At 62.7% G+C, this 26,843-nt stretch carries 22 protein-coding genes and 1 pseudogene; 13 read left to right on the forward strand and 10 right to left on the reverse strand.

Annotated features, from left to right (window positions below):
• Window positions 1–168: 168 nt before the first annotated feature.
• The 4 genes and pseudogenes from CFR72_RS12760 to thpR all read right to left on the reverse strand — a co-directional run.
• Window positions 169–342: pseudogene (locus CFR72_RS12760) on the reverse strand (Sir2 family NAD-dependent protein deacetylase); the annotation flags it as partial.
• 127 nt (window positions 343–469) lie between these two features.
• Window positions 470–1,870: a c-type cytochrome gene (locus CFR72_RS12765; RefSeq protein WP_208630043.1), complete on the reverse strand. Its 1,401-nt coding sequence runs from the start codon at window positions 1,868–1,870 to the stop codon at window positions 470–472.
• Window positions 1,871–1,921: 51 nt separating this feature from the next.
• Window positions 1,922–4,144, reverse strand: coding sequence for a PQQ-dependent dehydrogenase, methanol/ethanol family (locus CFR72_RS12770; RefSeq protein WP_110914310.1), 2,223 nt, complete (start codon window positions 4,142–4,144; stop codon window positions 1,922–1,924).
• Window positions 4,145–4,611: 467 nt separating this feature from the next.
• Window positions 4,612–5,151, reverse strand: a complete 540-nt coding sequence (thpR, locus tag CFR72_RS12775) for an RNA 2',3'-cyclic phosphodiesterase (protein ID WP_110914311.1) — start codon at window positions 5,149–5,151, stop codon at window positions 4,612–4,614.
• A 277-nt stretch (window positions 5,152–5,428) separates the two neighbouring features.
• On the opposite strand from thpR, the gene CFR72_RS12780 reads away from it, so the two are divergent.
• The 5 genes from CFR72_RS12780 to cyoD all read left to right on the forward strand — a co-directional run bounded on the left by CFR72_RS12780 (window position 5,429) and on the right by cyoD (window position 10,794).
• Window positions 5,429–6,208 carry a Bax inhibitor-1/YccA family protein gene (locus CFR72_RS12780; protein WP_167400386.1) on the forward strand — a complete coding sequence of 260 codons (780 nt, stop codon included), beginning with the start codon at window positions 5,429–5,431 and terminating at the stop codon, window positions 6,206–6,208.
• A 722-nt stretch (window positions 6,209–6,930) separates the two neighbouring features.
• On the forward strand, window positions 6,931–7,857 hold the full coding sequence (cyoA, locus tag CFR72_RS12785) for a ubiquinol oxidase subunit II (RefSeq protein WP_167400022.1): 927 nt from the start codon (window positions 6,931–6,933) through the stop codon (window positions 7,855–7,857).
• Between the two features lie 5 nt (window positions 7,858–7,862).
• Window positions 7,863–9,857: a cytochrome o ubiquinol oxidase subunit I gene (gene cyoB / locus CFR72_RS12790; RefSeq protein ID WP_110914313.1), complete on the forward strand. Its 1,995-nt coding sequence runs from the start codon at window positions 7,863–7,865 to the stop codon at window positions 9,855–9,857.
• On the forward strand, window positions 9,857–10,462 hold the full coding sequence (gene cyoC / locus CFR72_RS12795) for a cytochrome o ubiquinol oxidase subunit III (protein ID WP_110914314.1): 606 nt from the start codon (window positions 9,857–9,859) through the stop codon (window positions 10,460–10,462). The genes cyoB and cyoC overlap by 1 nt, the downstream gene beginning before the upstream one ends.
• Complete coding sequence (gene cyoD / locus CFR72_RS12800) at window positions 10,462–10,794, forward strand: cytochrome o ubiquinol oxidase subunit IV (RefSeq protein WP_110914315.1); 333 nt, start codon at window positions 10,462–10,464, stop codon at window positions 10,792–10,794. Before cyoC ends, cyoD begins: the two co-directional genes overlap by 1 nt.
• 132 nt (window positions 10,795–10,926) lie before the next feature.
• On the opposite strand, the gene fdxA is transcribed toward cyoD, so the two are convergent.
• The 3 genes from fdxA to CFR72_RS12815 form a co-directional block, all read right to left on the reverse strand.
• Window positions 10,927–11,256, reverse strand: a complete 330-nt coding sequence (fdxA, locus tag CFR72_RS12805; RefSeq protein ID WP_110094041.1) for a ferredoxin FdxA — start codon at window positions 11,254–11,256, stop codon at window positions 10,927–10,929.
• A gap of 176 nt (window positions 11,257–11,432) precedes the next feature.
• Window positions 11,433–11,765, reverse strand: coding sequence for a S4 domain-containing protein (locus tag CFR72_RS12810; protein WP_110914316.1), 333 nt, complete (start codon window positions 11,763–11,765; stop codon window positions 11,433–11,435).
• Entirely contained in the window at window positions 11,762–14,389 is a 2,628-nt protein-coding gene (locus tag CFR72_RS12815; protein ID WP_110914327.1) for a helicase-related protein, read from the reverse strand. Before CFR72_RS12815 ends, CFR72_RS12810 begins: the two co-directional genes overlap by 4 nt.
• A 120-nt stretch (window positions 14,390–14,509) precedes the next feature.
• On the opposite strand from CFR72_RS12815, the gene CFR72_RS12820 reads away from it, so the two are divergent.
• The 3 genes from CFR72_RS12820 to CFR72_RS12830 all read left to right on the forward strand — a co-directional run bounded on the left by CFR72_RS12820 (window position 14,510) and on the right by CFR72_RS12830 (window position 17,076).
• Window positions 14,510–15,949 carry a leucyl aminopeptidase family protein gene (locus tag CFR72_RS12820; RefSeq protein ID WP_110914317.1) on the forward strand — a complete coding sequence of 480 codons (1,440 nt, stop codon included), beginning with the start codon at window positions 14,510–14,512 and terminating at the stop codon, window positions 15,947–15,949.
• A gap of 152 nt (window positions 15,950–16,101) precedes the next feature.
• On the forward strand, window positions 16,102–16,524 hold the full coding sequence (locus CFR72_RS12825) for a MarR family transcriptional regulator (protein ID WP_110914318.1): 423 nt from the start codon (window positions 16,102–16,104) through the stop codon (window positions 16,522–16,524).
• A 111-nt stretch (window positions 16,525–16,635) separates the two neighbouring features.
• The gene (locus CFR72_RS12830; protein ID WP_110914319.1) at window positions 16,636–17,076 is read left to right on the forward strand and encodes a hypothetical protein; all 441 of its coding nucleotides are present in this window, start codon (window positions 16,636–16,638) and stop codon (window positions 17,074–17,076) included.
• A 118-nt stretch (window positions 17,077–17,194) separates the two neighbouring features.
• Here CFR72_RS12830 and CFR72_RS12835 read toward each other — a convergent pair whose 3' ends face one another.
• Window positions 17,195–18,205, reverse strand: a complete 1,011-nt coding sequence (locus CFR72_RS12835) for an MraY family glycosyltransferase (RefSeq protein ID WP_167400388.1) — start codon at window positions 18,203–18,205, stop codon at window positions 17,195–17,197.
• Between the two features lie 98 nt (window positions 18,206–18,303).
• On the opposite strand from CFR72_RS12835, the gene CFR72_RS12840 reads away from it, so the two are divergent.
• The 4 genes from CFR72_RS12840 to CFR72_RS12855 all read left to right on the forward strand — a co-directional run bounded on the left by CFR72_RS12840 (window position 18,304) and on the right by CFR72_RS12855 (window position 22,686).
• A complete protein-coding gene (locus CFR72_RS12840) occupies window positions 18,304–20,283 on the forward strand; it encodes a nucleoside-diphosphate sugar epimerase/dehydratase (protein ID WP_110914321.1) in 1,980 nt (659 codons plus the stop codon).
• Window positions 20,280–21,419 carry a DegT/DnrJ/EryC1/StrS family aminotransferase gene (locus tag CFR72_RS12845; protein ID WP_110914322.1) on the forward strand — a complete coding sequence of 380 codons (1,140 nt, stop codon included), beginning with the start codon at window positions 20,280–20,282 and terminating at the stop codon, window positions 21,417–21,419. Before CFR72_RS12840 ends, CFR72_RS12845 begins: the two co-directional genes overlap by 4 nt.
• Window positions 21,420–21,616: 197 nt before the next feature.
• A complete protein-coding gene (locus CFR72_RS12850) occupies window positions 21,617–22,108 on the forward strand; it encodes a hypothetical protein (RefSeq protein ID WP_110914323.1) in 492 nt (163 codons plus the stop codon).
• A complete protein-coding gene (locus CFR72_RS12855; RefSeq protein ID WP_110914324.1) occupies window positions 22,105–22,686 on the forward strand; it encodes an HAD family hydrolase in 582 nt (193 codons plus the stop codon). Before CFR72_RS12850 ends, CFR72_RS12855 begins: the two co-directional genes overlap by 4 nt.
• A gap of 130 nt (window positions 22,687–22,816) precedes the next feature.
• Here the strand turns inward: CFR72_RS12855 and CFR72_RS12860 are convergent, their stop codons facing one another.
• Window positions 22,817–23,959: an AI-2E family transporter gene (locus CFR72_RS12860; protein ID WP_227744542.1), complete on the reverse strand. Its 1,143-nt coding sequence runs from the start codon at window positions 23,957–23,959 to the stop codon at window positions 22,817–22,819.
• Between the two features lie 290 nt (window positions 23,960–24,249).
• On the reverse strand, window positions 24,250–26,142 hold the full coding sequence (locus CFR72_RS12865; RefSeq protein ID WP_110914325.1) for an ABC-F family ATP-binding cassette domain-containing protein: 1,893 nt from the start codon (window positions 26,140–26,142) through the stop codon (window positions 24,250–24,252).
• Window positions 26,143–26,309: 167 nt separating this feature from the next.
• Between CFR72_RS12865 and ndk the strand changes: the two genes are divergently transcribed.
• Window positions 26,310–26,732: a nucleoside-diphosphate kinase gene (gene ndk, locus CFR72_RS12870; RefSeq protein WP_110914326.1), complete on the forward strand. Its 423-nt coding sequence runs from the start codon at window positions 26,310–26,312 to the stop codon at window positions 26,730–26,732.
• Window positions 26,733–26,843 lie beyond the last annotated feature (111 nt).

A 26,843-nucleotide genomic window follows, 5' to 3' on the forward strand; every position in this document is an offset into this window, starting at 1 on the left:
ACGAGGCCGCAGCAAAATTGATTTACCTGGCGCTCAATGCTACCTCCTCAGAGTGGAAGCGCTCAGTGAGCGAATGGTATGCTGTCAGATGCCAGCTCGCCATCATGTTCGATGATCGTTTCCCAATGGCCTGAAAAAGTGCCACCGCACAAAATTCTACACAGTCTCGGCGCGCAACCCGTTATAGAACCGGTCCACCCGCAGGGGATCACGTGCAAATCCTTCGGGGGTGCAGATGTCGGAAATCCGTTCGTGGTTCCACAGCCCGTCTTCCCCCCGAAAGGTCTGGAGGCCTGATTCCTGGCTTATTCCTGCGCCAGTCAGGACAACGATGCGCTGCATGGGGCTTTCCCTGTCTTCGTGACTGTCTGTGGGCGCAGTGTGGACGATTGGCGCGCATAAGAAAACCGCCGCAGACAATGTCTGCGGCGGTCCCTGGTAGTCACGACCGGTATGAAACCAGTCAGCCTTACTGCGCGTTGTCTGCGCCGGTGTGCGTCTGCGGTGCAAACGTCCAGCCATGGCCATAAGGCTGCGGCTGGAAGACAAGCCATCCGCTGCTGGTGGAGTTCCAGCCCGCGCTGGAGACCGGGGCCCCCGTGTCGCGCAGCTTGGTAACGTCGGCGGCAGTGACGGTGCCCTGCGCCTTGTTGCCCCAGCTGGTGCGGATGAAGTTGACGACGTCCGCGATCTGCTGAGCCGACAGCGACTTGCTGTAACCCGGCATCGCCACGGCGGACGGTGCCCAGTTGCTCGGCGGCAGGACGCCACCATGCGTAATCACGTTCACCAGCGAGGTCGGGTCGTCGGTCACGACAACCGGGTTGCCAGCCAGCGGCGGGAACATGCGCGGCACGCCACCACCGTCGTTACGGTGACAGATGGCGCATTCCTTGACGTAGGTATCGGCGCCAGGAATGCTGGAGATGTTGCCCGAAGCCAGCGTGTTCGCCGTTGTCGCGTCATAGCTGTAGGGGGCCTGTGACGGCGGAACCGGCGGCAGGCTCTTCAGGTATTTCGCGATGGCGTGCAGGTCGTCGTCGGTGAAGTACTGCGTGCTCCACGCCACGACATCGCCCATGCCGCCGAAGACAGCCGAATGATCGATACGGCCGGACTTCAGGAACAGGTAGATGTCATCCTCGGACCAGCGTCCCAGACCCACGTTCGGGTCGTTACGCAGGCTCGGGGCGACCCAGTTGTCGATCGGTGCGCCACCGGCCAGGAAGTCGGGACCACCCGAAGCATCCAGGGCCTTTTCCTGCATGGCAAAGCCACGCGGGGTATGACACGCACCGCAATGCCCGGCGCCCGTCACGAGATATTCGCCCCGTGCGACCTCAGGATCCGTACCGGGAGCCGGCGTGAAATCCTTGGGCGAGGGAGAGAACATCATGCGCCAGATCGACAGCGGCCAGCGCATGGACATCGGCCACGAAATCTCGGGCTGCTTGTCCGGCTGCGCCACCGGCTGCACGCCATGCATGAAATATGCATACAGGGCGCGGGTATCTTCCTTCGTCATGCGGGAGAAGGAAGGATAGGGCATCGCCGGATACAGCGTGGAACCATCCTTGCGGATGCCATGACGAACGGCTTCGTCAAATTCCTCGTAAGTATAGCGGCCGATACCGTACGTCGGATCGGGGGTAATGTTCGTGGAGTAGATTGTCCCGATCGGGCTCTTGATTTCGAGCCCGCCGGCATATGCCGTTCCATGCAGGGCCGTATGACATGCCACGCAGTCACCCAGCCTTGCGACATATGCCCCCTTCTGGACCAGCTCGGCATCGGGCGTCTGCGCCAATGCTGTGCCAGCCAGCAGACTAAGCGCTGCCGCGCCGAAAGTCACCTTAAGCCTGTTGATCATTATGTTCACCATCATGCGTCGCGTTGATGCGAAAAATTGAAAAAAACGGGATTACGGCAGCTGCTCGGGGATACCGGCTGCGTTTTTCCGCGCATCAACTTCCCGCTGGTAGGTTTCGTTCGCACGCTTGATCAGGTACTGGCGAATATCCTCGATCTCGTTCGGGTTCATGTTGCCGTCGAAGCGATCCATGCCGTAGGCGGTAAGGGCACCGCGACCAACAACGTTATAGAACGCGTCGCTGTGGCGGATCGAACCGGACCAGCGCAGATCAGGCAGCACGCCAGCGCCTTCGGCGTTATCGCCGTGACAGCTCGCGCAATAGGTCTGGAACTGGAAGTATCCGTTATCGGTGCGGCTTGCATCGAACTTTTCAGGCGGCTTCACCGGCAGGAAGCCCTGGTCGTTCTGCTTGGGCATCGGACCGGCCTTGCCGTCGAGCGAGAAGGCAATCACGTGTGAGTGGTTGACCGTCCAGCCACTGGTGCGCGCGAGGCCACCGAGGAAGAACGGATAGATGCCGCCCCAGCCCACTTCAACCGCAACATACTGCTTGCCCTTGGCAAGGTAGGTCACAGGCGGGGCGATGATGCCGCTGTCCGCTGCGAAGTGGAACAGGTCCGTGCCGTTGGTGGCGTCATAGGCGTGGAATTCACCGTTCGCCAGACCCTGGAACAGCAGGTCACCACCGGTCGCCAGGATACCACCGTTCCACGGGCCCTTGTGGTCAACACGCCATGCTTCGGCCTGCTTCTGCGGATCCCATGCAACGATCCAGCCCTTCAGGTCCTTCACGAAGGCAGCCTTCGCTTCGGGGGAATCGGGGATGCCGACCTTGTTCATGTCAAGGCCAAGGTTCCAACTGTCATGATGCGCAAGGAAGCCACCCTTCTGGTTGGTGTACAGGAACGGAACCTGCTGCGCCGGGATGTAGACCAGGCCCGTCTTGGGGCTGAAGGCCATGGCGGCGAAGTTGTGTCCACCCAGATCGCCCGGGAGGCCGTACCATTCCTTGCCCGTAAGCGTATACAGCGCGTCGGGGTTGTAGATCGGACGACCCGTCTTCGGATCAAGGCCGCTGGCCCAGTTCACATAGACGTAGTTCTTGCCGGAGATGAACTCACCGGTCTTGGCGTCGATGATGTAGAAGAAGCCGTTCTTCGGCGCATGGACGATGACGTGGCGGGTTTCACCGTTGATCGGCAGGTCAAGCGTCATGATCTGCTGGACCGAGGTGAAGTCCCACTGGTCCATCGGCGTTTCCTGGAAATGCCAGACATATTCGCCGGTTTCAGGCTTCAGCGCGACGATGCTGCCCAGGAACAGGTTGTCGCCCTTGCCTTCGGAACGGTACTTGTAGTTCCACGGGGAGCCGTTACCCACGCCCAGGTAGACCAGGTCGGTCACGGGGTCATAGACAAGGGAATCCCACACGGTGCCGCCGCCACCCTGGCGGGTCCAGGCGCCGGTCGGGCTCCAGGTCTGGTAGGCCTTGTTCATCAGCACGCTGTCGGATGCTGCGTGATCAGGCTCGTTCTTGGGGTTGGGAACCGTGAAGAAGCGCCAGTCAACCTTGCCGGTTTCTGCGTCGAACGCGGTGACAAAGCCACGGGCACCGAATTCGGAACCACCGTTACCGATGATCACGCGGCCCTTGGCGATGCGCGGGGCGCCGTCAACCGTATAGGAACGCTGCTTGCCGAGTTCGGCATCGGGGGGAATGGTGTTCACGCTCCAGACCAGCTTGCCGGTCTTGGCATCCAGCGCGATCAGGCGGCCATCGAACGTGCCGAAATAGACCTTGCCATTCCAGTACGCCGCACCGCGGTTGACGGTGTCGCAGCAGCCCTTGTCGGCGATGTTGCCGGGCACGCGCGGGTCATAGGACCACAGCAGCTTGCCGGTGGCGGCGTCGATCGCCTTCATCATGCTCCAGTTGGTGGTGGCGTACATGACGCCATCGACAACCAGCGGCGTGCCTTCCTGGCCACGGTTGGTATCAAGGTCGAGATACCAGGCCAGCTTGAGGTTTCCGACATTGGAACGGTTGATCTGATCCAGCGGGCTATAGCGCTGTTCAGAATATGTGCGACCATAGGTCATCCAGTCGCCGGGATGGTCATCCGCATGGATGATCGCCTCGCCCGTCTGGCCCTGACCCTCATCAGCGGAAAATGCCATGTTGGCGTAGCCGGAGACGAGAGCCGCACATATCGTTCCGGCTGTAAGCGTTCTGCTCAGAGAACGTCTTTTTCCGAAAACGGCAGAAATCATATGTGATGTCCTCAGAAAACTAACGGTTTCGAATTCGGGACGCCGCCGCTGCAACTTTCCGCCGCAGGAGGCTTTTCATTTCAAGGGGCAGGAGCGGAGCCACAAATCCGGCTCCAGTCACTACACGTCCCCAAGGGATTGAAAAACCGGCCTTCGACAGGGAGAAAAAGCAGGTAGTCCGTTTCATCCGAACATACCGGCGGGATTACATACGTCTTCTGACATTTTAGTGTTCAGGATCACTAAGTTGTGAACAAGGTGTCGTATAAGCAATGATTCGCACAAGATGACCTGCGTGTAATCTTTTGAAATGTTCCTGTTTTTAAAGGATATTTTCCCTTCTGGCCGCAGGTGGCAGGTCATTTGCCGGTAACTTTATATGCCACATATGCATTTCATATATTCGTAAAATATGTGACCAGGCGGTATCGAACGGGCACTTGTTTCGAAAGTGATGCAACCCTGCGTCAGGGACTCAGGGTGTAATCCTCCAGCACCTCATAGACGGGAGACTCCTTGCCCCGTAGCGAACTGTAGAGGGAGAAGGCCTCGATGGTGGTCGCCGCGCCATCGGCCAGGCCATGACGCCCCAGCCATGGCGCCAGTCGCGCCGGGTCAGGATGGGGGATGGAGCCAAGGGTGATGTGTGGCACGAACCGCCGCCGCCGGTCATCGAGCCCGACACGCCGCATGGCGGTATCCACCTTGCGCTGGAGATGGAGGAGGGACTCGTTCCGGACGACTCCCATCCACAGCGTCGCGGGTGCCGCGGGGCGTTCGAACAGGCCCGGCCCATCGGCAAGAAGGTCGAAGGATGGCGCACGGATGGCCGAGAGCGCGTGGTGGATGTCCTCCATCAGGTGCCGGTCCGTGACCTCCCCGATGAAGCGCAGCGTGAGGTGGTAGGTTTCCGGCGGCACCCAGTTCACCTCGGCAAGGCTGCCGCGCAGCTCCGCCAGGCGTGCTGAAAGGGGGTGGGGGATTCCGAGGGCAATGAAAAGTCTCATCAGGCGGACCAGTCAGGCAGATGGGGTGGAAGATGCCAGCCGCGGGGTGACGTGCGGGAGTATTGCCCCGTCTGCCGGGCCAGATGATGTCAGGCTGTACTATATACTAATGTACGTATCTATGACGTAGTGGCCTTTGCCGGGTATCATGTCCGGGCAGGGGGCATGTGTTGCCATCTTTTAATGTGTTGGCCACGCGAACGTTCTTGAAGCCTCTATAGGATGCCCCACATTCAGGGATGACGCGTTCGCACGACGTGAATGAAGGAAACTTGAAATGGCTTTTGGCCCGGATTCGCGAACTTTTGCCAGACCTACGGCAAATGGTGCCGCCAGTTCCATCGACATGGGACTGCGGACCTATATGTTGCGCGTTTATAACTGGATGACTTCGGGGCTGGTGCTGACGGGGCTGGTTGCCTACCTGATCGCACACAATGCCGCGTTGCAGTCCGTGTTCTATCAGGCGGTGCAGACGCCCGGGGGCGATATCTTCCGCCCGACCGGACTGGGCATGCTGGCGATGATCGCCCCGCTGGGATTCGTCCTGGTGATGTCCTTTGGCGTGACGCGCCTGTCGCTGCAGGCGGTGCAGGCGCTGTTCTGGCTGTTCTGCGGGGTGATGGGCTGCAGTCTGGCCAACATCTTCCTTGTGTTCACCGGGGTGTCGATTACGCGGGTGTTCTTCATCACGGCGGCGACCTTCGCCACGATGTCCATCTGGGGCTACACCACGCGCGCCGACCTGACCCGCTTTGGCTCGTTCCTGATGATGGGACTGTTCGGTCTGGTGATCGCCGGACTCGTGAACCTGTTCCTGCACAGCCCGGCCGTCTATTTCATCTACAGCGTGGTTGGCGTGCTGCTGTTCATCGGGCTGACCATGTTCGATACGCAGCGCATCAAGTTCAACTACCAGCAGTTCGCGGCCTATGAAGGGCCGGATATGGCGGCCCGCCGCGCGGTTTATGACGCGCTGGACCTGTATCTCAACTTCATCAACCTGTTCCAGTTCCTGCTACAGTTCATGGGTGTGCGTAACAACAACAACGACTGAAGATGCTTCACATGCTCCCGGCCTGTTCCTGCGGGCCATGTCGGGAATGGATATGAAAGACTCAGGCAGATCAGCCCGTCACGAAAGTGGCGGGCTTTTTTCATGTCGTGGCTCCGATATGGGCGAAGTACGAACACAATGGGAACATTTCAGGGCGTTATGGAACAAACGTTGTTCGAAATAAGACTTATTCATTATGAGAAACAGTTAGTTGACAAGAGTGTGATGCACGAGAGAAACGGTTAATGCATTGTTTTTGTGTAAAAAAATAAGATATTCCCCCTTCTTTGAAATCTATTGAAATATTATGTGAAGACTTGCTTATGGAGGGGTTCAGGTCGGATAACCCTTGAATAGAGAAAACATATGAAAGGGAATACGGCACGAAAAAGGTACGCTTCAAGACACAGGACGGCATCGCGATTACCGGTCCGATCTGCCCTGATAGAAACCAGGATTGATATCTGATGGGCTGGATTGATCGAAATCATGGTCAGCCGGTCGGCAACCAACTCATGACAGATGCAAACCGAAAAAAACCATATGTTTGATTTTCGGGAGTTGACGAAGGCGCGATGTCGCTGTTGTGGGACGTTGTTGCCTGCACGAATGCAGATGCATGGCCCGTGGCGTGCGTATAACGTGACCGTTGTTGTTAGTGCCCGTGGATGAAGCGAGGATGTGAGCGAAATAGGGTGATGTCGAAACCAACGAGGCGTGAGATGAAGAAAAAAATCTTGCCAAGATTATCGAAATTAATGTGCTTGTCCTCCGCAGCCCTCCTGGCGGGATGCGATTGGGATACGCTGAACCCCAAGGGTGTGATCGGGGTCCAGGAAAAAAGCCTGATCCTGACCTCCACCGTAGCGATGCTGCTGGTGGTCATTCCGGTATGTATCCTGACGCTGTGGTTTGCCTGGCATTACCGCCAGTCCAACACCTCGGCCGAGTACCTGCCGAAATGGTCGCATTCCAACAAGATCGAGGTGGTCATCTGGGCCGTTCCCAGCCTGATCATCCTGTTCCTGGCTGTGCTGACCTACCAGACCTGCCATTCGCTTGACCCGTACAAGCCGCTTGAGGCCGAAGCGAACGTCAAGCCGATCCACGTCGAAGTGGTGGCCCTGGACTGGAAGTGGCTCTTTATCTATCCGGATGAGGGGATCGCCACGGTCAACCAGATGGCAATGCCGGTGAATACGCCGGTTGATTTCCGGATTACCTCTGATTCCGTGATGAACTCGTTCTTCATCCCGCAGCTTGGCACCATGATCTACGCCATGGCGGGCATGCAGACGCAGCTTCACCTGATTGCAAACGAAGCTGGCGATTTCCAGGGTGAATCCTCTAACTTTAGTGGCCGCGGCTTCTCCGACATGCGTTTCCGTGCGCTGGCAATGCCGGCGGATCAGTACAGCGCGTGGGTGGAAAAGGTGAAGGCTTCGTCCGAGCAGCTGGACAGCGCAAGCTATCCCAAGCTGGCCGCCCCGAGCGAGGCGAACCCGGTCGAGTACTTCTCGCATGTCGATGCGACTCTGTTTGACGATATCGTTGCCAAGTACAACAACGGCATGGTAATGGATAAGAGCACCGGCAAAATGCTGCACATGCAGCAGTCCGCAATGTCCGACATGAATATGAAGGAATAGGACAGATGTTAGGAAAATTAACCTGGTCGGCCATTCCTATCGATGTGCCGATTCTTGTTGGAACCTTTATCGGTGTCGCGATCGCGGGGCTGGCTGTTCTGGGGCTGATTACCTATTACGGCAAATGGGGTTACCTGTGGCGTGAGTGGCTGACCTCGGTCGATCACAAGCGCATTGGCGTCATGTATATCGTGGTCGCGCTGGTTGCGCTGTTCCGTGGTTTTGCCGACGCCATCATGATGCGTTCGCAGCTTGCGCTGGCCTATGCCGGGAACCCCGGTTACCTGCCGCCGCATCACTATGACCAGATCTTCTCCGCCCATGGCACGATCATGATCTTCTTCATGGCCATGGCGTTCATGCAGGGTCTGATGAACATCGTGGTTCCGCTGCAGATCGGTGCGCGCGACGTTGCCTTCCCCTTCGTGAACACGCTGAGCTTCTGGATGACGACCATCAGCTTCCTGCTGGTCAACGTCTCCCTGTTCATCGGCGAGTTCTCGCAGTGCGGCTGGCTGGCGTATCCGCCCCTGTCCGAACAGCAGTTCAGCCCTGGCGTCGGCGTCGACTACTACATCTGGGCGGTTCAGCTGTCGGGTGTTGGCACGCTGCTGACGGGTGTGAACTTCTTCACGACCATCGTGAAGATGCGTGCGCCTGGCATGGACTACATGCGGATGCCGGTTTTCACCTGGACCATCTTCTGCACGACCGTGCTGATCATGGTGGCCTTCCCGATCCTGACCGTTGCGATGGGTCTGCTGGGTCTTGACCGTTACCTGGGCATGCACTTCTTCACCAACGACGGCGGCGGCAACCAGACGCTCTATCTGAGCGTGATCTGGGGCTGGGGCCATCCCGAAGTGTACATCCTGGTGCTGCCTGCTTTCGGTGCCTTCTCCGAAATCACCCAGACCTTCTCCCGCAAGCCGCTGTTCGGCTACAAGACGATGGTTTACGCCACGGCGTCCATCATGGTCCTGTCGCTGGTTGTGTGGGTCCATCACTTCTTCACCATGGGTGCCGGCCCGAACGTCAACGCGTTCTTTGGCATCATGACCATGATCATCGCGGTCCCGACGGGCGTGAAGATCTTCAACTGGCTGTTCACCATGTATAAGGGCCGCGTCGAATTCCACGCGACCATGTACTGGGTCATCGGCTTCATGATCACCTTCTCCATCGGTGGCATGACCGGCGTTATGCTTGCGATCCCGGCTTCGGACTTCGTGCTGCATAACAGTCTCTTCGTTATCGCCCACTTCCATAACGTGATTATCGGTGGCGTGTACTTCGGTTACGTCGCGGCCATGAACTTCTGGTTCCCCAAGTCCTTCGGCTTCAAGCTGAACGAAGCATGGGGCAAGCGGGCGTTCTGGTTCTGGTTCGTTGGCTTCTACTTCGCGTTCATGCCGCTGTATGTCCTTGGCTTCGAGGGCATGACCCGTCGTATGAACCACTACGACAACCCCGCGTGGCATCCCTGGCTGCTGATCGCGGAATTCGGTGCGGTCCTGATCGCCCTGGGTATCGTGTGCCAGCTGACGCAGCTGTATGTTTCGATCCGTGATCGTAACCTGGCTGAAAACCGCGACATGACGGGTGATCCCTGGAATGCGCGCACGCTGGAATGGTCCACGTCTTCGCCTCCGCCGTTCTACAACTTCGCGATCCTGCCGGTTGTTCATGAACTGGATGCGTTTGCCCACGACAAGGAAGCCGGTATCGACACGCGCAATGCGGGTGGTGATTACCAGCCCATCCATATGCCGAAGAACACGGCCTGTGGTTTCCTGATCGGTGCGTTCAGCTTCATCCTTGGCTTTGCCGCTGTGTGGTGGATCTGGTGGCTGGCAGCTGTTGGTCTGATTGGCGTCATCGCGACGGTGATCGCACGTTCGTCCGACAACGATGTCGACTACTATGTGCCGGTTTCCGAGGTTGTCCGCATTGAAAACGAACACACCCACAACCTTATGGCAGCACAGGCAGCAGAATAATGGCGCATAATATTACTGCTGATGCGGCCCACGCCCACGAAGAACACCACGAATCTCCCGTGGTGTTCGGGTTCTGGCTGTATCTGATGACGGACTGCATCATCTTCGGCACGCTGTTTGCTGTGTTCGCGGCGCTGCGGACCCAGTTCAACGGCGGACCGAATGGTCATGAGGTCTTTGAACTGTCGGGTGTGGGAATTGAAACGGCGATCCTGCTGTTCAGCTCCATCACCTACGGTTTCGGCATGATCGCCGCACACGAGAACAAGATCAGCACGATGCGGGTCTGGCTGGGGGTTACCTTCCTGCTGGGCCTGGGCTTCCTGTTCATGGAAATCCGTGAGTTCACTCACATGATTGCCGAAGGCAACGGCCCGGATCGCAGCGCGTTCCTGTCGTCGTTCTTCACGCTGGTTGGCACGCATGGTCTGCATGTCACCTGCGGCCTGCTGTGGATGGCGGTCCTGCTGTTCCAGACGGCTGGCAAGACCGAGCTGAACGAGCGCATGATTGGCAAGCTCACCTGCCTCAGCCTGTTCTGGCACTTTCTGGACATCGTCTGGATCTGTGTCTTCACCTTTGTCTATCTGATGAGTGTGGTCTGATGTCTGATGCACATACATCCGCCTCAGGCGAGAGCCACGGGAGTGTAGGGTCTTACCTCACCGGGTTCGTGATTTCTGTCCTGCTGACGGCTGCGGCTTTCGGCCTGGTGATGGCGCATACGTTCTCACCGTCCGGAACCATGGGGGCGATCACGCTCCTGGCCGTGGTGCAGATCGTCGTTCACCTGATCTTCTTCCTGCACATGAACGGTTCGTCCGAACAGCGCTGGAATGTCATGGCCTTTGCTTTCACGGTCGTGACGGTTCTGATCCTGGTTGGCGGCACGGTCTTCATCATGCACGACACCTCGATCAACATGATGTCGCGCTAAGCGATATCAGCACGGTCCGGATATCCTTCGGGGTATCCGGACAGCGGTTGAAGAAACCATTGGTCGAAAAAAAGGGCCGGCGAGGATTTCCTCGCCGGCCCTTTTTGATGGAACGGTGTTACCGGATCAGTTTTATTTCTGGGGTTCCGGCGACAGCAGTTCAGCCTTGTTGGGCTTGTCCTTCCATTCTTCCGCATCGGCGGGGGGTTCGCCCTTGCGGGTGATGTTGGGCCATACGCCTGCATATTTGGCGTTGATTTCCGCCCATGCGGTGGCGCGGTCGTCGCTGTCGGGGAAAATCGCCTCGGCCGGGCATTCCGGTTCGCACACGCCGCAATCGATGCATTCGTCCGGGCTGATTACCAGGAAGTTTTCACCAGCATAGAAGCAGTCGACGGGGCAGACCTCGACGCAATCCATGAATTTGCAGCGAATGCAGTTTTCGGTGACCACATAGGTCATCGCCTATCTCCGATCATTATTTGCAGGCCAAAGCAGTATATCTTCAGCCAGGGACATGAGATGAGGGCGCCAGCCAGGGCAGAAAACCTCATCCGGAATGGCCGAAGATATGAGAGGGTTTTGCCATTGTGGCAAGTCAAAGACGCCCACAAATGAATAATCCGTGGCGATGTGGGCTATGTGCGATGCTTTTCATCAATTTCTGGAATAACGTCATATAACATCCGTGCAGCAGACGCGCCCTCACGACGACGGGCGAAGCCTGTCACGCGAATGACCATGACGCTGCGCCGGTCGGGCGCGGGCAGTGTCAGGATATCGTCCAGATGCACCTGTGCGTGGGCCTTCACCGTGCGCTGGCGATTGATGCGCACCTGTCCCGCCGCGATGAATTCCGCGCAGTCATTACGACTCCGCGCAAAACGGGCATGCCACAGCCACAGGTCAAGGCGCTGGACCTGCGGGGTGTCTTCCCCCGGTCCGGCCTCCCGTGCCCCCTTGCGGCTCATGACTGACGCACCTTCAGCACGGCCAGGGCTGCAAAGGGATGATCCCCCGCATCATGTCCGCCACGTGCGGCGGGATGGGGCCTGCGGTTCCCTGCGGGAGGGGCGGCTGCCCGCGACGGGACGGTCCGGGGGGCCGTGTGCGCGGGCCTGTGACGCAGGCGTCCCATCAGCATGACGGGGGCAGGGGGACCGAACTGCGCCGGCGGCATCGGGCGCGCCGGGCGGACATGGATGTCCAGACCCTTGAGCACGGCCAGGACCGCGTCACGCCGGATGCTCAGGCGCGAGGCAAGGGCGTTCGACAGCGGCACGGGATGATGCCGGGTCTGCCGTGTGAGTTCGGTGACCAGCTTTTCCCCGATATCGGCGCGGATACGCACCGGCCCCGCGCGCATCCAGCCCATGCGGTCCATGAATGTCGCGGGCAGCAGGTCATGGGGGACGGAAATCACGCTGGCGGCCGGCAGTTCGGGGATGTCCGTCTCCATATGCGCGCAGGTCAGGATGGCGCGCAGGCGCATGCAGCGCGGTTTCATCAGCGCGGGCATGAACAGCGCCAGATGCCCCATGCGGATGCCCAGACGGCCCAGATGCCCGTGCAGGACGCGCGAACGCGCCTCGTCACGGTGCAGTGGGGTGACGCCGCCATCTTCCATCAGGCGATGCACGATTCCGCGCAATGCCGGGTCGTCGGGCACCGCAGCCTGTGCCGCGAACAGCGGGGCCAGCACGTCGCGCACATGGCGCTCCAGCCATTGCTGCAGGCGTTCGCGGATGCGTTCGCGCTGCACATTGTCCAGCAGCGGGTTGTCCAGCACCTCGATCCTTGGATGCAGCAGGTCATGGCCACGGCGCAGGCGGGCGACATTCACGCCCTCCCACATCAGATGTCGCCCGTCCTGCGCAATATCGAAGCAGGAGTCGGGCGCATGGGCCAGCACATGCACGCGGCGCGGGATTTCGGTGCGTACCGCCCGTCGCGCCGCGCGCATCAGCAGGCGGCCATCCGGCGCGTCAATGCCATCGGCCATCAGGTCCAGCCCGGCAATACGCCCGACGGGATGCCCCTCCACCAGCACCTCGCCCTGTGCCGTGACGGCAGACAGCAGGTCGTCCGCACTGCCTTCATCAAGCCGCCGGATCAGGGTTGCGGCGCGGCGGTCCACGAAACGCGCGGTCAGTTGCGCATGCAGCGCGTCGGACAACTGGTTTTCCGCATCGCGCGTGCGCTCCTGCCAGTATTCGGCATTGCGCAGCCAGTCGGGGCGCGCGGCGACATAGGCGCAGACACGGATGCCCGACAGGCGGTGCATCAGGGAATCGATCGTGCCTTCCGGCCGCAGGAAGGCGGCGATCTGCCCTTCCATCCATGCGGGGGGAACCCGTCCGTCGCGGATGACGTGGGAGAAGATTCGCGCGCACAGCCGGATATGGCTGTCATCGCCCAGCTTGCGGAAATCCGGGATCTGGCAGGCTTCCCACAGCAGGCGCGTTGCCGCGCGTGAACGGGCAAGGGTGCGGATTTCGGGGCTGGCGGCAAGGTTTGCCAGCGCGAGCACATCCGACGCCTCGTGCCCCGCCGTCAGTTCGGGCCGTGGCGGGGAGCGCCCGAGACTTGTCAGGAGTGCGTCGGGACTGGAGAAATCAAGGTCGCTGTTGCGCCATGACAGGCGCGTCAGCGGGTCGAAACGGTGTTCCTCCACCGCTTCGGCGACCTCCTCGGACAGGGGGCGGCACATCCCGGTGGTGCCGAACGTGCCATCGCGCAGGCCACGCCCCGCGCGCCCGGCCACCTGCGCGATTTCCGCCGGGGTCAGGGGGCGCATGCGCGTGCCGTCGAATTTGGACAGGCTGGCGAAGGCGACATGGTTGACGTCCATGTTCAGCCCCATCCCGATCGCATCCGTCGCGACGAGGTAGTCCACCTCCTTGTTCTGGTACAGCGCGACCTGCGCATTGCGCGTGCGCGGGGAGAGTTGCCCCATCACGATCGCGCACCCGCCACGGCGGCGGCGGATCAGTTCGGCAATGGCATAGACCTCGGCCGCGGAGAAGGCGACGATGGCCGAACGTGGCGGCAGGCGTGTCAGCTTGCTCGCCCCCATATGTCCCAGGTGCGACAGGCGGGGACGGTGGTCGATCTCGATTCCCGGCACCAGACGGCGCAGCAGCGGGCGGATGGTGTCGGCGCCAAGGAACATCGTCTCCACCTGCCCGCGCGCATGCAGCAGGCGGTCGGTGAAGATGTGCCCGCGGTCGGGATCGGCGCAGAGCTGGATTTCATCGACCGCGACGAACGCCACCCGCCGGTCGAGGGGCATGGCCTCCACCGTGCACGAAAACCAGCGCGCATCGGGAGGGATGATCTTTTCCTCGCCGGTGATGAGCGCGACCTTGCCCACGCCCTTGCGCGCGACCATGCGGTCATAATTTTCGCGTGCGAGCAGGCGCAGCGGAAAGCCGATGATGCCACTGGCATGCGCCAGCATCCGTTCGATGGCCAGATGCGTCTTTCCGGTGTTGGTGGGGCCGAGTACGGCGCGCACCTGCGCGGAGGACGAAATGCCGGTCGCGCGTCCGGCGGCGGAATGAAGGGGGCCAGCCCCCGTGGGTACACCCGTCATATCCGCATGCTCTGGCGAGTGGCGGGCAAATGCAAGCAAAACCAGCATATCACGCCTGACAGGTTGCATGCCGCGCGTGGCGGACGCACGCTGGGACAAATGACCTGAAAGGGCAATGTCATGACATTTGAGGATTTTCCCTGCCTGCTGCCAGAGGCGGCGGCAGGCGACCCGCCGGTACGCGTGGTCCATGCGCTGCGGCCCGCGCAGTTGCCGCAGCTTGCGGACCTGATCGGTGGGGCGGCGGCGGCGTTCGCCACCGATGCCGGATTTGGCGCGACCCATGGGCAGGTGCTGCTGCTGCCGGGGGAAAAGGGGGTGGACGCGGCATTGCTGGGCCTGGGCGATGGTCCGCAGGACGAGGCCTGCGACCCGTTCGTGTATGGCGCACTGCCGGCGCACCTGCCCGCCGGTGCGTGGCGCGTGCAGGCCCCGGCGGGGGTGACGGCGGATGATATCGTCCTTGGCTTCTGTCTGGGCGGGTACCGCATGCCCGCATTCGGCCGCACGCAACCCGATACCGGAGCGCAGGCGCGTCTGGTCGTGACGCCGCGGGCCATTGGCGCGGCGCAGGTGGCGGCGTGCATGTGCCAGGCGCGTGACCTGATCAATACGCCACCCAACCTGATGGGACCCGATGACCTGGCACGGGCGGCGCGGACCACGCTGGAACCGCTGGGCGCGCAGGTGCGTGTCGTCACGGGGGAGGCATTGCAGGCGGCCTATCCCACCGTCGCCCATGTCGGGATGGGGTCGGACCGTCCCCCCTGCGTCGTCGTGGCCGAATGGCGCGGCAGTGCGGCCGACGCGACCGCGCCGCTGCTGTCGCTGGCGGCCAAGGGGGTGTGTTTCGATACGGGCGGATATGACATCAAGCCCGCGTCCTCCATGCTGCGGATGAAGAAAGACATGGGCGGCGCGGCGCTGATGCTCGCCCTGGCACGGCTCATTATGCTGCGTGACCTGCCGCTGCGGCTGGAACTGCGCCTGGGCTGTGTCGAAAACAGCGTGTCGGGCCACGCCATGCGGCCGTCCGACGTGATCGTCACGCGTTCGGGACAGACGGTGGAGGTCGGCAATACCGACGCCGAAGGGCGGCTTGTGCTGTGCGATCTGCTGAGCGAGGCCTGCGACTCCGCCCCCGACCTGCTGCTTGACGCCGCGACGCTGACGGGGGCCGCGCGCGTGGCGCTGGGGCCGGACCTGCCCGCGCTGTTCAGCAATGACGACGCGGTGGCGGTGGACCTGCTGGCGGCGGGGGACATGTGCGCGGACCCGATGTGGCGCCTGCCCCTGTGGAACGGGTACCGCGCATGGCTGCGCAGTCCGGTGGCAGATATGAACAATATTTCATCCCGACCGATGGCCGGGGCCGTAACGGCCGCCCTGTTTTTGCAGAATTTTGTCAAAACTGGTGTGCGCTGGGCTCATATCGACACGTATGGATGGAATGATTCCGCACGGCCCGGTCGTCCGGAGGGTGGGGAAAGTCTTTGTTTAAGAGCTACTTATGGAGGGATATTAAAAATATTTAATATCGAGGACATAATGGGACAGTGATGTAACGATCCGATCCGGAAACTAATTTGCATTCTGCGACTTATATATGCCGTAATTGCCAATTATATGTGCAACACCATCTTATCCCATGTCCTGGCCGGGTGCGGAGTCTTCGCCCCGGTCCGGCCATGGACAGCAGAACAAGGATTGAAATGATGGCACAGTCATCAGGTTCGGATTCCATGATCAACGTCCTGCGCGATACCATCGTCTCGATGGTGCGGCGCGATGGCCCGGATCTGTCCGCGCGCCAGCTGGGGGTCTTTCTGACCTGCTACCAGCAGGAAGGCCCGCATACCGTGCGCGGCCTTGCGGCGGACCTGAAGGTCTCCAAGCCCGCGATCACGCGCGCGCTGGACCGGCTGGAGGACCTCAAGCTGGTCAAGCGGGTGCGTGACCACATGGATGGCCGCTCCGTCCTGATCCACCGCACGATCGAGGGCAAGTACTACCTGCGTGACCTGGTGGCCATCGTGAACGAGGTCAGCGCCCCGCAGCAGGATCGCGAAGCCGAGGCCACCGTGCGCAAGGCGCGCGTGCGCAGCATGGATGCGCGCATGCGTCGCGCGGGCTGATCATGCATCCATGATGGCGGCGGGGCGCGGTGCAACCTTGGCCCGTGCGGCGCATTATGCAGGGGCTATGGTTCTTGAGACGGTAACGGACAGGAGAATTCGATGATTCGCATGGTAACCCGCGCGGCGGCAGCAGGCCTGATGGCGCTGCCCCTTCTTGGTGCAGTCGCCCATGCCGATGACGCGCTTGGAACACCTGTGGGACATGTCACGATCAAGGTTCAGTCCGCCGATATCGGGATTGGCCGGACATGGGGTTCGGGTCGCCTGACGTTCCAGCACCATACCTACCGTTTCCGTATTGATGGCGGTTCGGTCGCCGCCGTCGGATATTCCAAGGTTACGGGCAGTGGCGAGGTCTATAACCTGCACGCCGTCAAGGATTTCGAAGGCAGCTATGCCGCCGTCAACGGCGAGGCCACGGCGGGTTCGGGCGTGGGCGGCATCGTGCTGAGCAATCCCAACGGGGTGAAGATCAAGCTGGTGACGCAGAGCAAGGGCGGACGCCTTGCCGCGGCGGCACAGGGCATGAAGATCACCCTCGCCAAATAATCCTGCCGGCCTTCGCCGGGATCGGATCGCATGACAGCAGGGACCAGCCATCGCGGCCGGTCCCTGTTTTTGTATCTGCTGGCATTTCGCTGGCGTTCGTGGCCATGGCTGGCGTGGCCTACCACCGGCCGACGGGATGGGTGCGGACACGGTGGCGGACATATCCCGCCCATGCCGCCTGTGTCGCGGCCGCAAGGGCGAAGGCGGCCCATGCCGGGATCCCGCCATGGCGAAGCAGCCACGCAAGCGCGCCGCCCCACAGGCACATCCCCCATGCCAGCGGGGACAGCAGCGTGCAGGGCAGGCCGCTGCGATGGGCAACCTGGTACAGGTGGCCCCGGTGCGCGGTCACGATCGACTCGCCCGCACGCCACCGGCGCAGCAGCGTGAAGGTGACATCACACAGCAGTCCGGACATCAGCAGCGGCATGACCGCCCATCCGCCATGCCCGCCATGCGCCAGCAGCAGGCCGAGCGTACCCAGCACCATCCCGCATCCCTGGCTGCCGACATCACCCATGAAAATCCGGGCGCGGGGGAAATTGAACGGCAGGAATCCCGCGATCGCGGCGGCCATGCTCCCGGCGATGGGAATGACGGTGGCGGCCACGGGCGCGGGAGCAAGCCATGGCAGCATCAGGTACGCGCACAGCGACGTGCCGGAGACAAGGCCATTCATCCCGTCCATGAAATTCACGCAGTTCGCCATGAACACCAGCCACACGACACTGCCGATGGCCAGCAGCAGCGTCGCGGCCGTGGAGGTTATGGCGAGGGGCGGGAAGCAGGCCACGATCACCATGGCGGCGGCGAACTGCGCCAGCAGCTTGACGGCCACCGGGCGCGGACGCAGGTCGTCGTACCATGAAACAAGGCACAGCAGCGCCAGCGCGCCGATAAACCCGGCCGTGCCAAAATGCCCTGACGCGGGCCGTTGCGTCCCGGATCCCCATATCGCGCCGGCAACCGGCATCCCCGCCATGAACGCGGCCATGATGCCGATGCCGCCGCCGGTCGGGACGGGCACGCTGTGGGCGCTGCGTGCGACGGGATGGTCCAGCACGCGCACGCGGACCATGATCCGTACCAGCAGCATGGAGACCGCCCCGATCGCCACCAGAAGCACCATGAACGGCAGTGACCTGTGCATTACCGGGCCGACTTTACGCTTTGGGACATGATCTTTCCTTTGGGCGCTTTCGTTGCTGGGCTATAGGGGGAGGGGCAATGGTTGTGCAATCCCTCAGGCCTGACGCGCTTGTCCACCGGTTCCTTACGGCCAAGGCGATCGTGGTGAACATCAGTCTCGATTTCTGTATCGGGGCCTGTGCCGTGCCGTGCGCGCAGTGGCTGGACCATCCGGGTGGCGGCCTGGCGTGGGACTGGCGCGTGATGCTGCCCGGTGGCGCGGCGCTGCTGGCGGCGGGGATGCCCTTTCGCATTGCACAGCAGCACTGGCGCTTTTCCGGGGCGGCGGATTTCTGGCGGCTGGCGTGGGCGGCGGCCCTGGCGGTGTTCCTGTATGTCACGGGCATGGCCCTTGCTGGCCATGGGGTGCCGGGACCGGCTTTGCCCGTCATCCACGGGCTTGTCCTGCTGGTCATGCTGGTCGGCAGTCGCCTGACCTACCAGCGCTGGCGACTATGGCGCCAGCAGCGTCGGGCGCGCGGGGGGCAGGCCGGGCAGTACCGCGTCGTGCTGGTCGCGGACGGGCGCAGCGCTGACCTGTTCATGCATGCGGCGTCGGCGGCGATGGCCGTGACCGGAATGGTCGTCAATGGCGCGCACCGCCGGGGGCGGCGGATCCATGGCGTGCCCGTGCTGGGCACGGTGGATGAACTCGATACCGTGCTGGCGCGCCTGTGCCATAGGGATGCGGAAGCGTCACCGTTGCTGGTCGTTGATCCGTGCTGCAAGGGAACCGCGCTGGCCACCGTGCTGCGCACCGCGCAGGCGCATGGCGTGCAGGTCCGCCGCATGCCTGATATCGCGGCGGTCACCGCCCCGGAATGGAGCGAGCTTTACCCCGTCGAGATCGAGGAACTGCTCAACCGCCCCCCTGTCGCCCCCGATTTCGGGCGCCTGGCGGAGATGCTGCGTGGGCGGCGCGTGCTGGTGACAGGGGCGGGCGGGTCCATTGGCATGGAGCTTGTGCGCCAGATCGCCCGCTATGCGCCCGCCAGCCTGATCCTGCTCGATAACGGGGAATATGCGCTGTGGCGGATTGACGTGGACCTGTCCGAACAGGCCCCGCAGGTGCCACGCCATATCGTGATCGCCGATGTGCGCGACCCGCAGCGTATCGGGCAGGTGTTCGCGCAGTACCGCCCCGAACTGGTCTTCCATGCCGCCGCGCTGAAACATGTCCCGATGGTGGAGGACAATCCGTGCGAAGGGCTGCTGACCAATATCGAGGGCAGCCGTGTGGTCGCCGACGCGGCACGGCGGCACGGCACGCGCGCCATGGTGCAGATTTCCACCGACAAGGCCGTCAATCCCTCCAGCATCATGGGCGCGTCCAAGCGCGTGGCGGAGATGTACTGCCAGGCACTCGACATCGTGGCGCGCCGTGACGGGACGGACCTGCGCTGCATCACCGTGCGCTTTGGCAACGTGCTGGGCTCGGCCGGGTCGGTCGTCTCCCTGTTCCGCCACCAGATCGAACGCGGCGGCCCGCTGACGATCACCGACCCGGACATGGAACGCTATTTCATGACCGTGGCGGAGGCCGTGGCCCTCGTGCTGCAGGCCAGCGCCTGCGGACTGGACAGCCGCCCCGGCGAGGTGGAGATCGACGACATGCTGCGCATGGGGGGGATTTTCGTCCTCGACATGGGACAGCCAGTGCGCATCGTCGATCTTGCGCACCAGATGATCGTCCTTGCCGGCCTGCGGCCCGGCCAGGATATCGAGATCCGCTTCACCGGCGCGCGCCGGGGCGAAAAACTGTCCGAGGACCTGTTCCACCAGCGCGAGGTACCGCGTCCCACCGGCTGCAGCGGATTGCGCATGGCAACGCCGCGCACGGTGGACCTTGCGCTGGCGACGTCTATCATGGATGCGATTGTAGGGGCGTGCATGGCGGGCGACGACCGGACCGCGCTTGCGCTGCTCAAGGAGCTTGTGCCTGAATTCGTCCATACGGGACAGCGTGGCGACCACACGGCGCCAGCCCGACGGACCGACCGCGAAAGGAATGTGTCATGACCTCCCCGGCTGAAAAACCGATCGGTTTTCTGGACCTGGCCCGACAGCAGGAGGAAATCGGCCCCAACCTGCGCGCGCGCATCGATGCCGTGATGAAGCACTGCCGCTTCGTCATGGGGCCGGAAGTCTCCGAGCTTGAGGAACGGCTGGCTTCGTATGCCGGGGCCGCCGCCTGCGTGGGCGTGTCCTCGGGCACGGATGCGATCCAGGTCGTCCTGATGGCCGAAGGAGTCGGTCCGGGCGATGCGGTGTTCCTGCCCGCCTTCACCTATACCGCCACGGCGGAGGTGCCGCTGGTGCTGGGGGCGACGCCGGTTTTCGTCGATGTCGATCCCCATACGTTCCAGATCGACCCCGCCAGCCTGCGCGCACGCATCGCCCATGTCCGTGCGCAGGGCAGGCTGCGCCCGCGCGCGATCATCGGCGTGGACCTGTTCGGGCAGCCCGCGCCATGGCCCGAACTGCGCGCCATCGCCACGGCGGAGGACATGTTCCTGATGGCCGACTGCGCGCAGTCCTTTGGCGCAAGCCTGTCGGGCCGGAAGCTTGGGCGGGAGGCGGCGGCGACCACGCTGTCCTTCTTCCCGTCAAAGCCGCTTGGCGCCTATGGCGATGCGGGCGCGATCCTGACCGATGACCCGGAGCGCGCGGAACTCTACCGCTCCCTGCGCAGCCATGGGGAGGGCAAGACCCGTTACGAGGTCCTGCGCACGGGCATGAATGCGCGCCTCGATACGCTGCAGGCGGCCGTGCTGCTGGCGAAGATGGATATCTTCGATAACGACCTGAAGCGCCGGCGCGAGATCGCGCAGGCCTATGACGCGGGCATTGCCCGGCGCGTCGTCCCGCCCGCGCGCGTGCCCGACAGCGAATCGGCGTGGGCGATCTATTCCGTGCTGACGCGCGATGCGCAGGACCGCGCGGCGCTTCAGGAACAGATGAAGGCCCGCAATGTCGCAAGCGCCGTCTATTACCCCATGCCCCTGCACCTTCAGCCTGCATACCGGCCGCATCATGACGGCGTATTCCTGCCGGTGTCGGAAGATCTGTCGCGCCGTATCCTTGCCCTGCCGCTGCATTCCGTGCTGACGGATCATGACGTGGCGCGGGTCGTGGCCGCCGTATGCGGTGCGTGACGACGGTTGAAAATGGCGTGTGGGGATGGCGCGGGCGCGCGTCTGTCCCGCCATTGGCAGGGTGGTCGCGGACGGGGGATTTGCGGTATTGGATCACAATATCGCGGCCTGCCGCGTGATCCGGCAGTGATGGGGCGTGCGTCCGCGCGTCCCGTGGCACACGGCGCATATCCACGCGCCAGGGAGAACAGACACATATGAGACGCGAGACAGCCCTGCTGATCGGGTTCCTGGTCATCACGATTGGTACGGCCGCGGGGCTGTGGTCGATGGCCATGCCCAATTTCCATCCGCTGACCTTCCCGCAGTTGCAGTCAGGGACGATGTCCGTCGGCCCGATGCGCAAGGACCGGGTCCTGACCGCGGCACAGGTCAAGATGCTCAATGACTGGCTGGCGGAGCACAAATCGGGCTGGGGCCCGCTGGGCCAGACCCCTCCGTCGAGCGGGGACGCCGTGATGGAAATGCAGGTGGCGCATGTTGACAACGCGTCCGGCGCGCCCGCGGATTCCGGGCCGTTCCGCATTACCCTGTGGACCGGGATCAGCGCCGCCGACTGGAACAACACCGTCTTCATCGAGGAAAAGCCCGGCGCGGTCATCCGGATCCATCATTTCAATGACAAGGACTTCGCCCCGCTACGTGAACTGGCCAACCAGTTCGACTATCCCCGGTCCGCCTTTCCATGAGTGTCGTGCCGCCGGGCGTGAAGGCGCTGATCTTCGACTGCGACGGGACGCTGGTCGATACGCTGCCGCTGTACCTGCGGGCGTGGATGACGACGCTGGAGCAGGTGACCCGACGGCCCATTTCGCGCGAATGGTTCCGGGGGCAGGGGGGCCTGTCGGAACATATGGTGCTCGATATCGTCGAGGACAGGCTTGGGGCTGCGGTGGATCGCGAACTGATCATCGCGACCGCGCGGCAGAGCCTGCATGACATGCTGGTGGACCTGGAGGAAATCTCGGTCGTGGCGTCGATCGCGCGGGAATATCACCGCCGCCTGCCGATGGCCGTGGCCTCCAACGGGTCGCGCCGGATCGTGGAGGCGTCGCTGACGCGCGTGGGACTCGACCACCTGTTCGATGCCATGCTGACCATTGACGACGTGGCGCATGGCAAGCCCGCGCCCGACCTGTTCCTTGCGGCGGCCCAGCGCCTTGGTGTCGCGCCTGAACACTGCTTTGTCTTCGAGGACAGCCGTGAAGGCATGACCGCCGCCCGCAATGCAGGAATGGCCTATGTCGATGTCGCGACGCTGGCATAGGCCCGTCTGGAATACCTGTTCATAGAGTAAAAGTTTTTGGTGAAGCTTTTTCCAAAAAGCTTCAGGAGACGTCGCCTTTCTGAAAAAAGGCGACACCCAAAACCTTTTACAACTTTATTTTCCTGACTGTTCAGACCCGCTCGTCATCCGACAGTTTCGGCGTGGCCCTGTCCATCATCGCCAGCAGCGCCGCCGTCAGCGGGGAGGCGAGGATCAGCCCCGGGATGCCAAGGATCGTGCCGAAGATCGTCTGCGACAGGATGGTCAGGCCGGGCGGCATCTTCACGGCATGGCGCTGGATCAGTGGCGCCATGACGTTTCCTTCGAAGAACTGGATGGCGGCATACAGGCCCAGCACCGTCAGTCCCTCCCGCGTGCCCTGCGACAGGCCGATCAGCACGGCGGGCACCGCCCCGACGAACGCGCCGATATAGGGGATGAAGTTCGCAAGCCCCGCCACGACCCCAAGGGCGAGTGCCAGCGGCACGCCAATGATCCACAGCCCCATGAACGACAGCAGTCCCACCACCGTCATGTCCAGCGCCTGTCCCGCCGTCCATGCCCACAGCGTCTGTCCCGCCGTCAGCAGCAGGTCGCGCGTGCGCATGCGGTAGATGCGCGGCACAAGGCGCAGCATGCCGTTGACATAGATTTCGGGCGAGATGGCGAAATACAGCCCCGCGATCAGGATGACCGCCAGCGTGCCCGCCGCACCGAAGGCGGAGGTCACGAACCCGGTCATCGACCCGGCGATGGAGCCGAATCCGCTGCCGCCGGAGGAATGTTCGTTCCCGCCAAAGGAGGTCGGCAGGTTGTCGAGGATCATGCGCCCCAGCGTGCTGTCACCCATATGGTCGCGCAGGGTGTGCGCCTGCTCGCTCAGTGCCATGCGCAGGCGGATGGCCTGTTCGGAAATCTCCGGGCCGCTGCTCCAGATCAGGGCGGTCAGGGCGGAGATGATGGTCAGCACGACAATGCTCAGCGCGATCCAGTAAGGCATGCGTGTGCGCCGTTCCAGATGGCGCGCCAGGTTGTGCAGGATCACGGCCACAAGGGTCGCCGCGAACAGCACCATCAGCACGTCACCCACCAGCCAGATCGACACGACCAGTACCGTGATCGTCAGGGCAAGGCGCAGCAGGTGGTGAATGCGCGCAAGCTGTTCGGCCTGCGGGTTGGTCGGGGCGTCGTCACCCGCATCGCCGTGGGATTCCGGCGCGGTGTCGTGGCCCGTGTCATGGCCGGTATCATGCTCTGTGGTGGAAGAGGCCATAAAGATATCCATGGGTTGGTGGATTATGGGGGGAATCGGAACCGTTTTGCCCCGCATGCGCAAGGGGCTCAGGTCAAACGCACGGACCTGCCCGGTGCCCCGGCGGGATGGCGATTTTTTTGGCATGGGACGCAGGGCGCCGCCGGGAACGACAGATGCCGTCCCCGGAATGAAGGAAGCGTGTAAGACCGGCTGAAAATCATTTGAAAGTTTTCGGGAAAGCTTTCCCGGAAACTTTTATTTTCATCACTCAAGGACCCGGAAATGGTTTTCGGAGCCCTTCCGGCCGTTCACTCGGTCTCGGCTTCCTCCAGTTCCGTTTCCGCGGCCAGCCAGTCCTCTTCCGCCGCCGCATGGTCGCGGCGCAGTGCGGCAAGGCGGGTGTTGAGCTTCGTGACTTCGTCCGCGCTGTCCGCCGCTTCATACAGGGTGGGATCGGCCAGACGCGCCTCCACTTTCGCCTGTTCGGCCGCCAGCTTCGCCATGCGGGCTTCCGCGTCGCGGATGCGCCGGCGCAGCGGGGCCAGCGCCTTGCGCGCCTCGGCACGTTCGCGCCGGTCCTCGCGCCGGGGGGCGGGGGCAGGACGCGCACTGTCGCCGCCGGAGGTCGCGGCGCGGGCGCGTTCGATCAGCCACGCGCGATATTCCGCCATGTCGCCTTCGAACGTGCGGACCCCGCCATCGCCCACCAGCCACAGCCGGTCGGCCACCAGTTCGACAAGATGCGGGTCATGGCTGATGAGCAGGACCGCGCCCTCGAATTCCGCCAGCGCGCGGATCAGCGCGTCGCGCGCGTCGAGGTCGAGATGGTTGGTCGGTTCATCAAGGATCAGCAGGTGCGGTGCATCGCGCGTGGCCAGCGCCAGCAGCAGGCGCGCCTTCTCCCCCCCCGACAGGTCGCGCGTCACCGTTTCGGCGCGCGCCGCATCCAGCCCGAAGCGCGCCAGTTGCGAGCGCACCGCCACGGGTGTCGCATCGGGCAGGGCGCGGGCCATGTGATCGACCGGCGTTTCGTCGGGGCGCAGTTCCTCCGCCTGGTGCTGCGCGAAATAACCCACGCGCAGGCGCGGACTGTGCGACAGGGTGCCCGACTGTGGCGCAAGCCGCCCGGCCACCAGCTTGGCAAAGGTGGACTTGCCATTGCCGTTCGCGCCAAGCAGCGCGATGCGGTCCTCCATGTCGATGCGCAGCGACAGGTTCGACAGGATGGTGGTGTCGCCATACCCGACCGAAACCCGGTCCATCGTCAGCATCGGCGGCGGCAGGGGGGAGGGTTCGGGGAAGGAGAACTGGCTGGGCGCGTCTTCGACCACCGATTCGATGACCGGAAGTTTCTCCAGCGCCTTGAGCCGTGCCTGCGCCTGTTTCGCCTTGGTCGCCTTGGCGCGGAAGCGGTCCACGAAGGACTGCATGTGCGCGCGGCGGGCATTGATGCGTTCGGCCATGCGCGCCTGCTGCAGGGCCTGTTCGGTGCGGATGCGCACGAACTCCTCATACCCGCCGGGGGTCAGCGTCAGCTTGCCGCGATCAAGGTGGGCGATGGCGTCCACCGCGCGGTCCAGCAGTCCGCGATCATGGCTGACGATCAGGGCAGCACCCGAAAAGCGCGCCAGCCACCCCTCCAGCCACAGCGTCGCCTCAAGGTCGAGATGGTTGGTCGGTTCATCAAGCAGCAGCAGGTCGGGATTGAGGAACAGCGCCGTCGCCAGCGCCACGCGCATGCGCCACCCGCCCGAAAAGTCCGAAACCGGGCGCGCCTGCGCCGCCATGTCGAACCCCAGCCCCGACAGGATCCCCGCCGCGCGGGCGGGCGCGCTGTGGGCGTCGATGGCGCGCAGGCGTTCATGGATGTCGGCAATGCGCATCGGGTCGGTCGCGCTGTCGGCCTCCGCCAGCAGTGCGGTGCGTTCGGTATCCCCCGCCAGCACCGTGTCGAGCAGCGATCCATGCCCGGTGGGGGCTTCCTGGCGGATGCGGGCCATGCGCGCGCGCGACGACAGGCGGATTTCCCCGCCATCGGGCGCGATATCCCCCGCGATTGCCGCCAGCAGCGTCGATTTCCCCGCCCCGTTATGCCCGACCAGCCCCACCTTGCGGCCGGGATCAATGGTCAGGCTGGCCCCGTTGAGAAGGGTGCGTCCAGCGATGCGAAGGGTCAGGTCGGATATGACAAGCAGGCTCACGAAACGCGATACTCCGGGAATATGTGGCGCGGATGGCAGGATTCGTCGCAGTAGTACCTACCAGTCCTGACCGATATGCTCTAGATGGCGTGAGGCAGGGACACCTGCCCTTCGACGGGCATCGTGTCCTGTCGAACCAATGTATTTGAGTTAAAGGAGCCAGTTCCATGGCTGTCGAACGTACCCTGTCGATCATCAAGCCCGACGCGACCCGCCGCAACCTGACCGGCAAGATCAATGCCGTGTTCGAGGACGCGGGCCTGCGCATCGTGGCGCAGAAGCGCATCCAGCTTACGCCCGCCACCGCTGGCGCGTTCTACGAAGTGCACAAGGAACGCCCGTTCTACAAAGACCTGGTGTCCTTCATGGTCTCCGGCCCGGTTGTGGTGCAGGTGCTGCAGGGCGAAAACGCGGTGGCGAAGAACCGTGAAGTGATGGGTGCGACCGACCCGAAGAAGGCCGAGGCCCACACCATCCGCGCGCAGTTCGCCGAAAGCATCGAAGCGAACTCCGTCCATGGCTCCGACAGCCTGGAAAACGCGAAGAACGAAATCTCGTTCTTCTTCGCAGGCACCGAAATCCTGCCCTGATCGTCCGTTCGGGGGACTATCCTGAATTTTGTGCGGTGTGGTGATAAATTGCTCGAAGAGGAGCCCCCGCATGAGCATTGATAAAGACCTCCTGGACCGCCTGATGGAAGG

The organism is Gluconacetobacter entanii (genome assembly GCF_003206495.1).
GTDB classification, from domain to species: Bacteria; Pseudomonadota; Alphaproteobacteria; order Acetobacterales; family Acetobacteraceae; genus Novacetimonas; species Novacetimonas entanii.

What these genes read in the sequence shown, in the direction of transcription:
- CFR72_RS12765 (WP_208630043.1), bottom strand. Translation starts at nt 1,870, where the DNA reads ATGATCAACAGGCTTAAGGTGACTTTCGGCGCGGCAGCGCTTAGTCTG.
- CFR72_RS12770 (WP_110914310.1), bottom strand. Translation starts at nt 4,144, where the DNA reads ATGATTTCTGCCGTTTTCGGAAAAAGACGTTCTCTGAGCAGAACGCTT.
- thpR (WP_110914311.1), bottom strand. Translation starts at nt 5,151, where the DNA reads ATGAGACTTTTCATTGCCCTCGGAATCCCCCACCCCCTTTCAGCACGC.
- CFR72_RS12780 (WP_167400386.1), top strand. Translation starts at nt 5,429, where the DNA reads ATGGCTTTTGGCCCGGATTCGCGAACTTTTGCCAGACCTACGGCAAAT.
- cyoA (WP_167400022.1), top strand. Translation starts at nt 6,931, where the DNA reads ATGAAGAAAAAAATCTTGCCAAGATTATCGAAATTAATGTGCTTGTCC.
- cyoB (WP_110914313.1), top strand. Translation starts at nt 7,863, where the DNA reads ATGTTAGGAAAATTAACCTGGTCGGCCATTCCTATCGATGTGCCGATT.
- cyoC (WP_110914314.1), top strand. Translation starts at nt 9,857, where the DNA reads ATGGCGCATAATATTACTGCTGATGCGGCCCACGCCCACGAAGAACAC.
- cyoD (WP_110914315.1), top strand. Translation starts at nt 10,462, where the DNA reads ATGTCTGATGCACATACATCCGCCTCAGGCGAGAGCCACGGGAGTGTA.
- fdxA (WP_110094041.1), bottom strand. Translation starts at nt 11,256, where the DNA reads ATGACCTATGTGGTCACCGAAAACTGCATTCGCTGCAAATTCATGGAT.
- CFR72_RS12810 (WP_110914316.1), bottom strand. Translation starts at nt 11,765, where the DNA reads ATGAGCCGCAAGGGGGCACGGGAGGCCGGACCGGGGGAAGACACCCCG.
- CFR72_RS12815 (WP_110914327.1), bottom strand. Translation starts at nt 14,389, where the DNA reads ATGACGGGTGTACCCACGGGGGCTGGCCCCCTTCATTCCGCCGCCGGA.
- CFR72_RS12820 (WP_110914317.1), top strand. Translation starts at nt 14,510, where the DNA reads ATGACATTTGAGGATTTTCCCTGCCTGCTGCCAGAGGCGGCGGCAGGC.
- CFR72_RS12825 (WP_110914318.1), top strand. Translation starts at nt 16,102, where the DNA reads ATGATGGCACAGTCATCAGGTTCGGATTCCATGATCAACGTCCTGCGC.
- CFR72_RS12830 (WP_110914319.1), top strand. Translation starts at nt 16,636, where the DNA reads ATGGTAACCCGCGCGGCGGCAGCAGGCCTGATGGCGCTGCCCCTTCTT.
- CFR72_RS12835 (WP_167400388.1), bottom strand. Translation starts at nt 18,205, where the DNA reads ATGGTGCTTCTGGTGGCGATCGGGGCGGTCTCCATGCTGCTGGTACGG.
- CFR72_RS12840 (WP_110914321.1), top strand. Translation starts at nt 18,304, where the DNA reads ATGGTTGTGCAATCCCTCAGGCCTGACGCGCTTGTCCACCGGTTCCTT.
- CFR72_RS12845 (WP_110914322.1), top strand. Translation starts at nt 20,280, where the DNA reads ATGACCTCCCCGGCTGAAAAACCGATCGGTTTTCTGGACCTGGCCCGA.
- CFR72_RS12850 (WP_110914323.1), top strand. Translation starts at nt 21,617, where the DNA reads ATGAGACGCGAGACAGCCCTGCTGATCGGGTTCCTGGTCATCACGATT.
- CFR72_RS12855 (WP_110914324.1), top strand. Translation starts at nt 22,105, where the DNA reads ATGAGTGTCGTGCCGCCGGGCGTGAAGGCGCTGATCTTCGACTGCGAC.
- CFR72_RS12860 (WP_227744542.1), bottom strand. Translation starts at nt 23,959, where the DNA reads ATGGCCTCTTCCACCACAGAGCATGATACCGGCCATGACACGGGCCAC.
- ndk (WP_110914326.1), top strand. Translation starts at nt 26,310, where the DNA reads ATGGCTGTCGAACGTACCCTGTCGATCATCAAGCCCGACGCGACCCGC.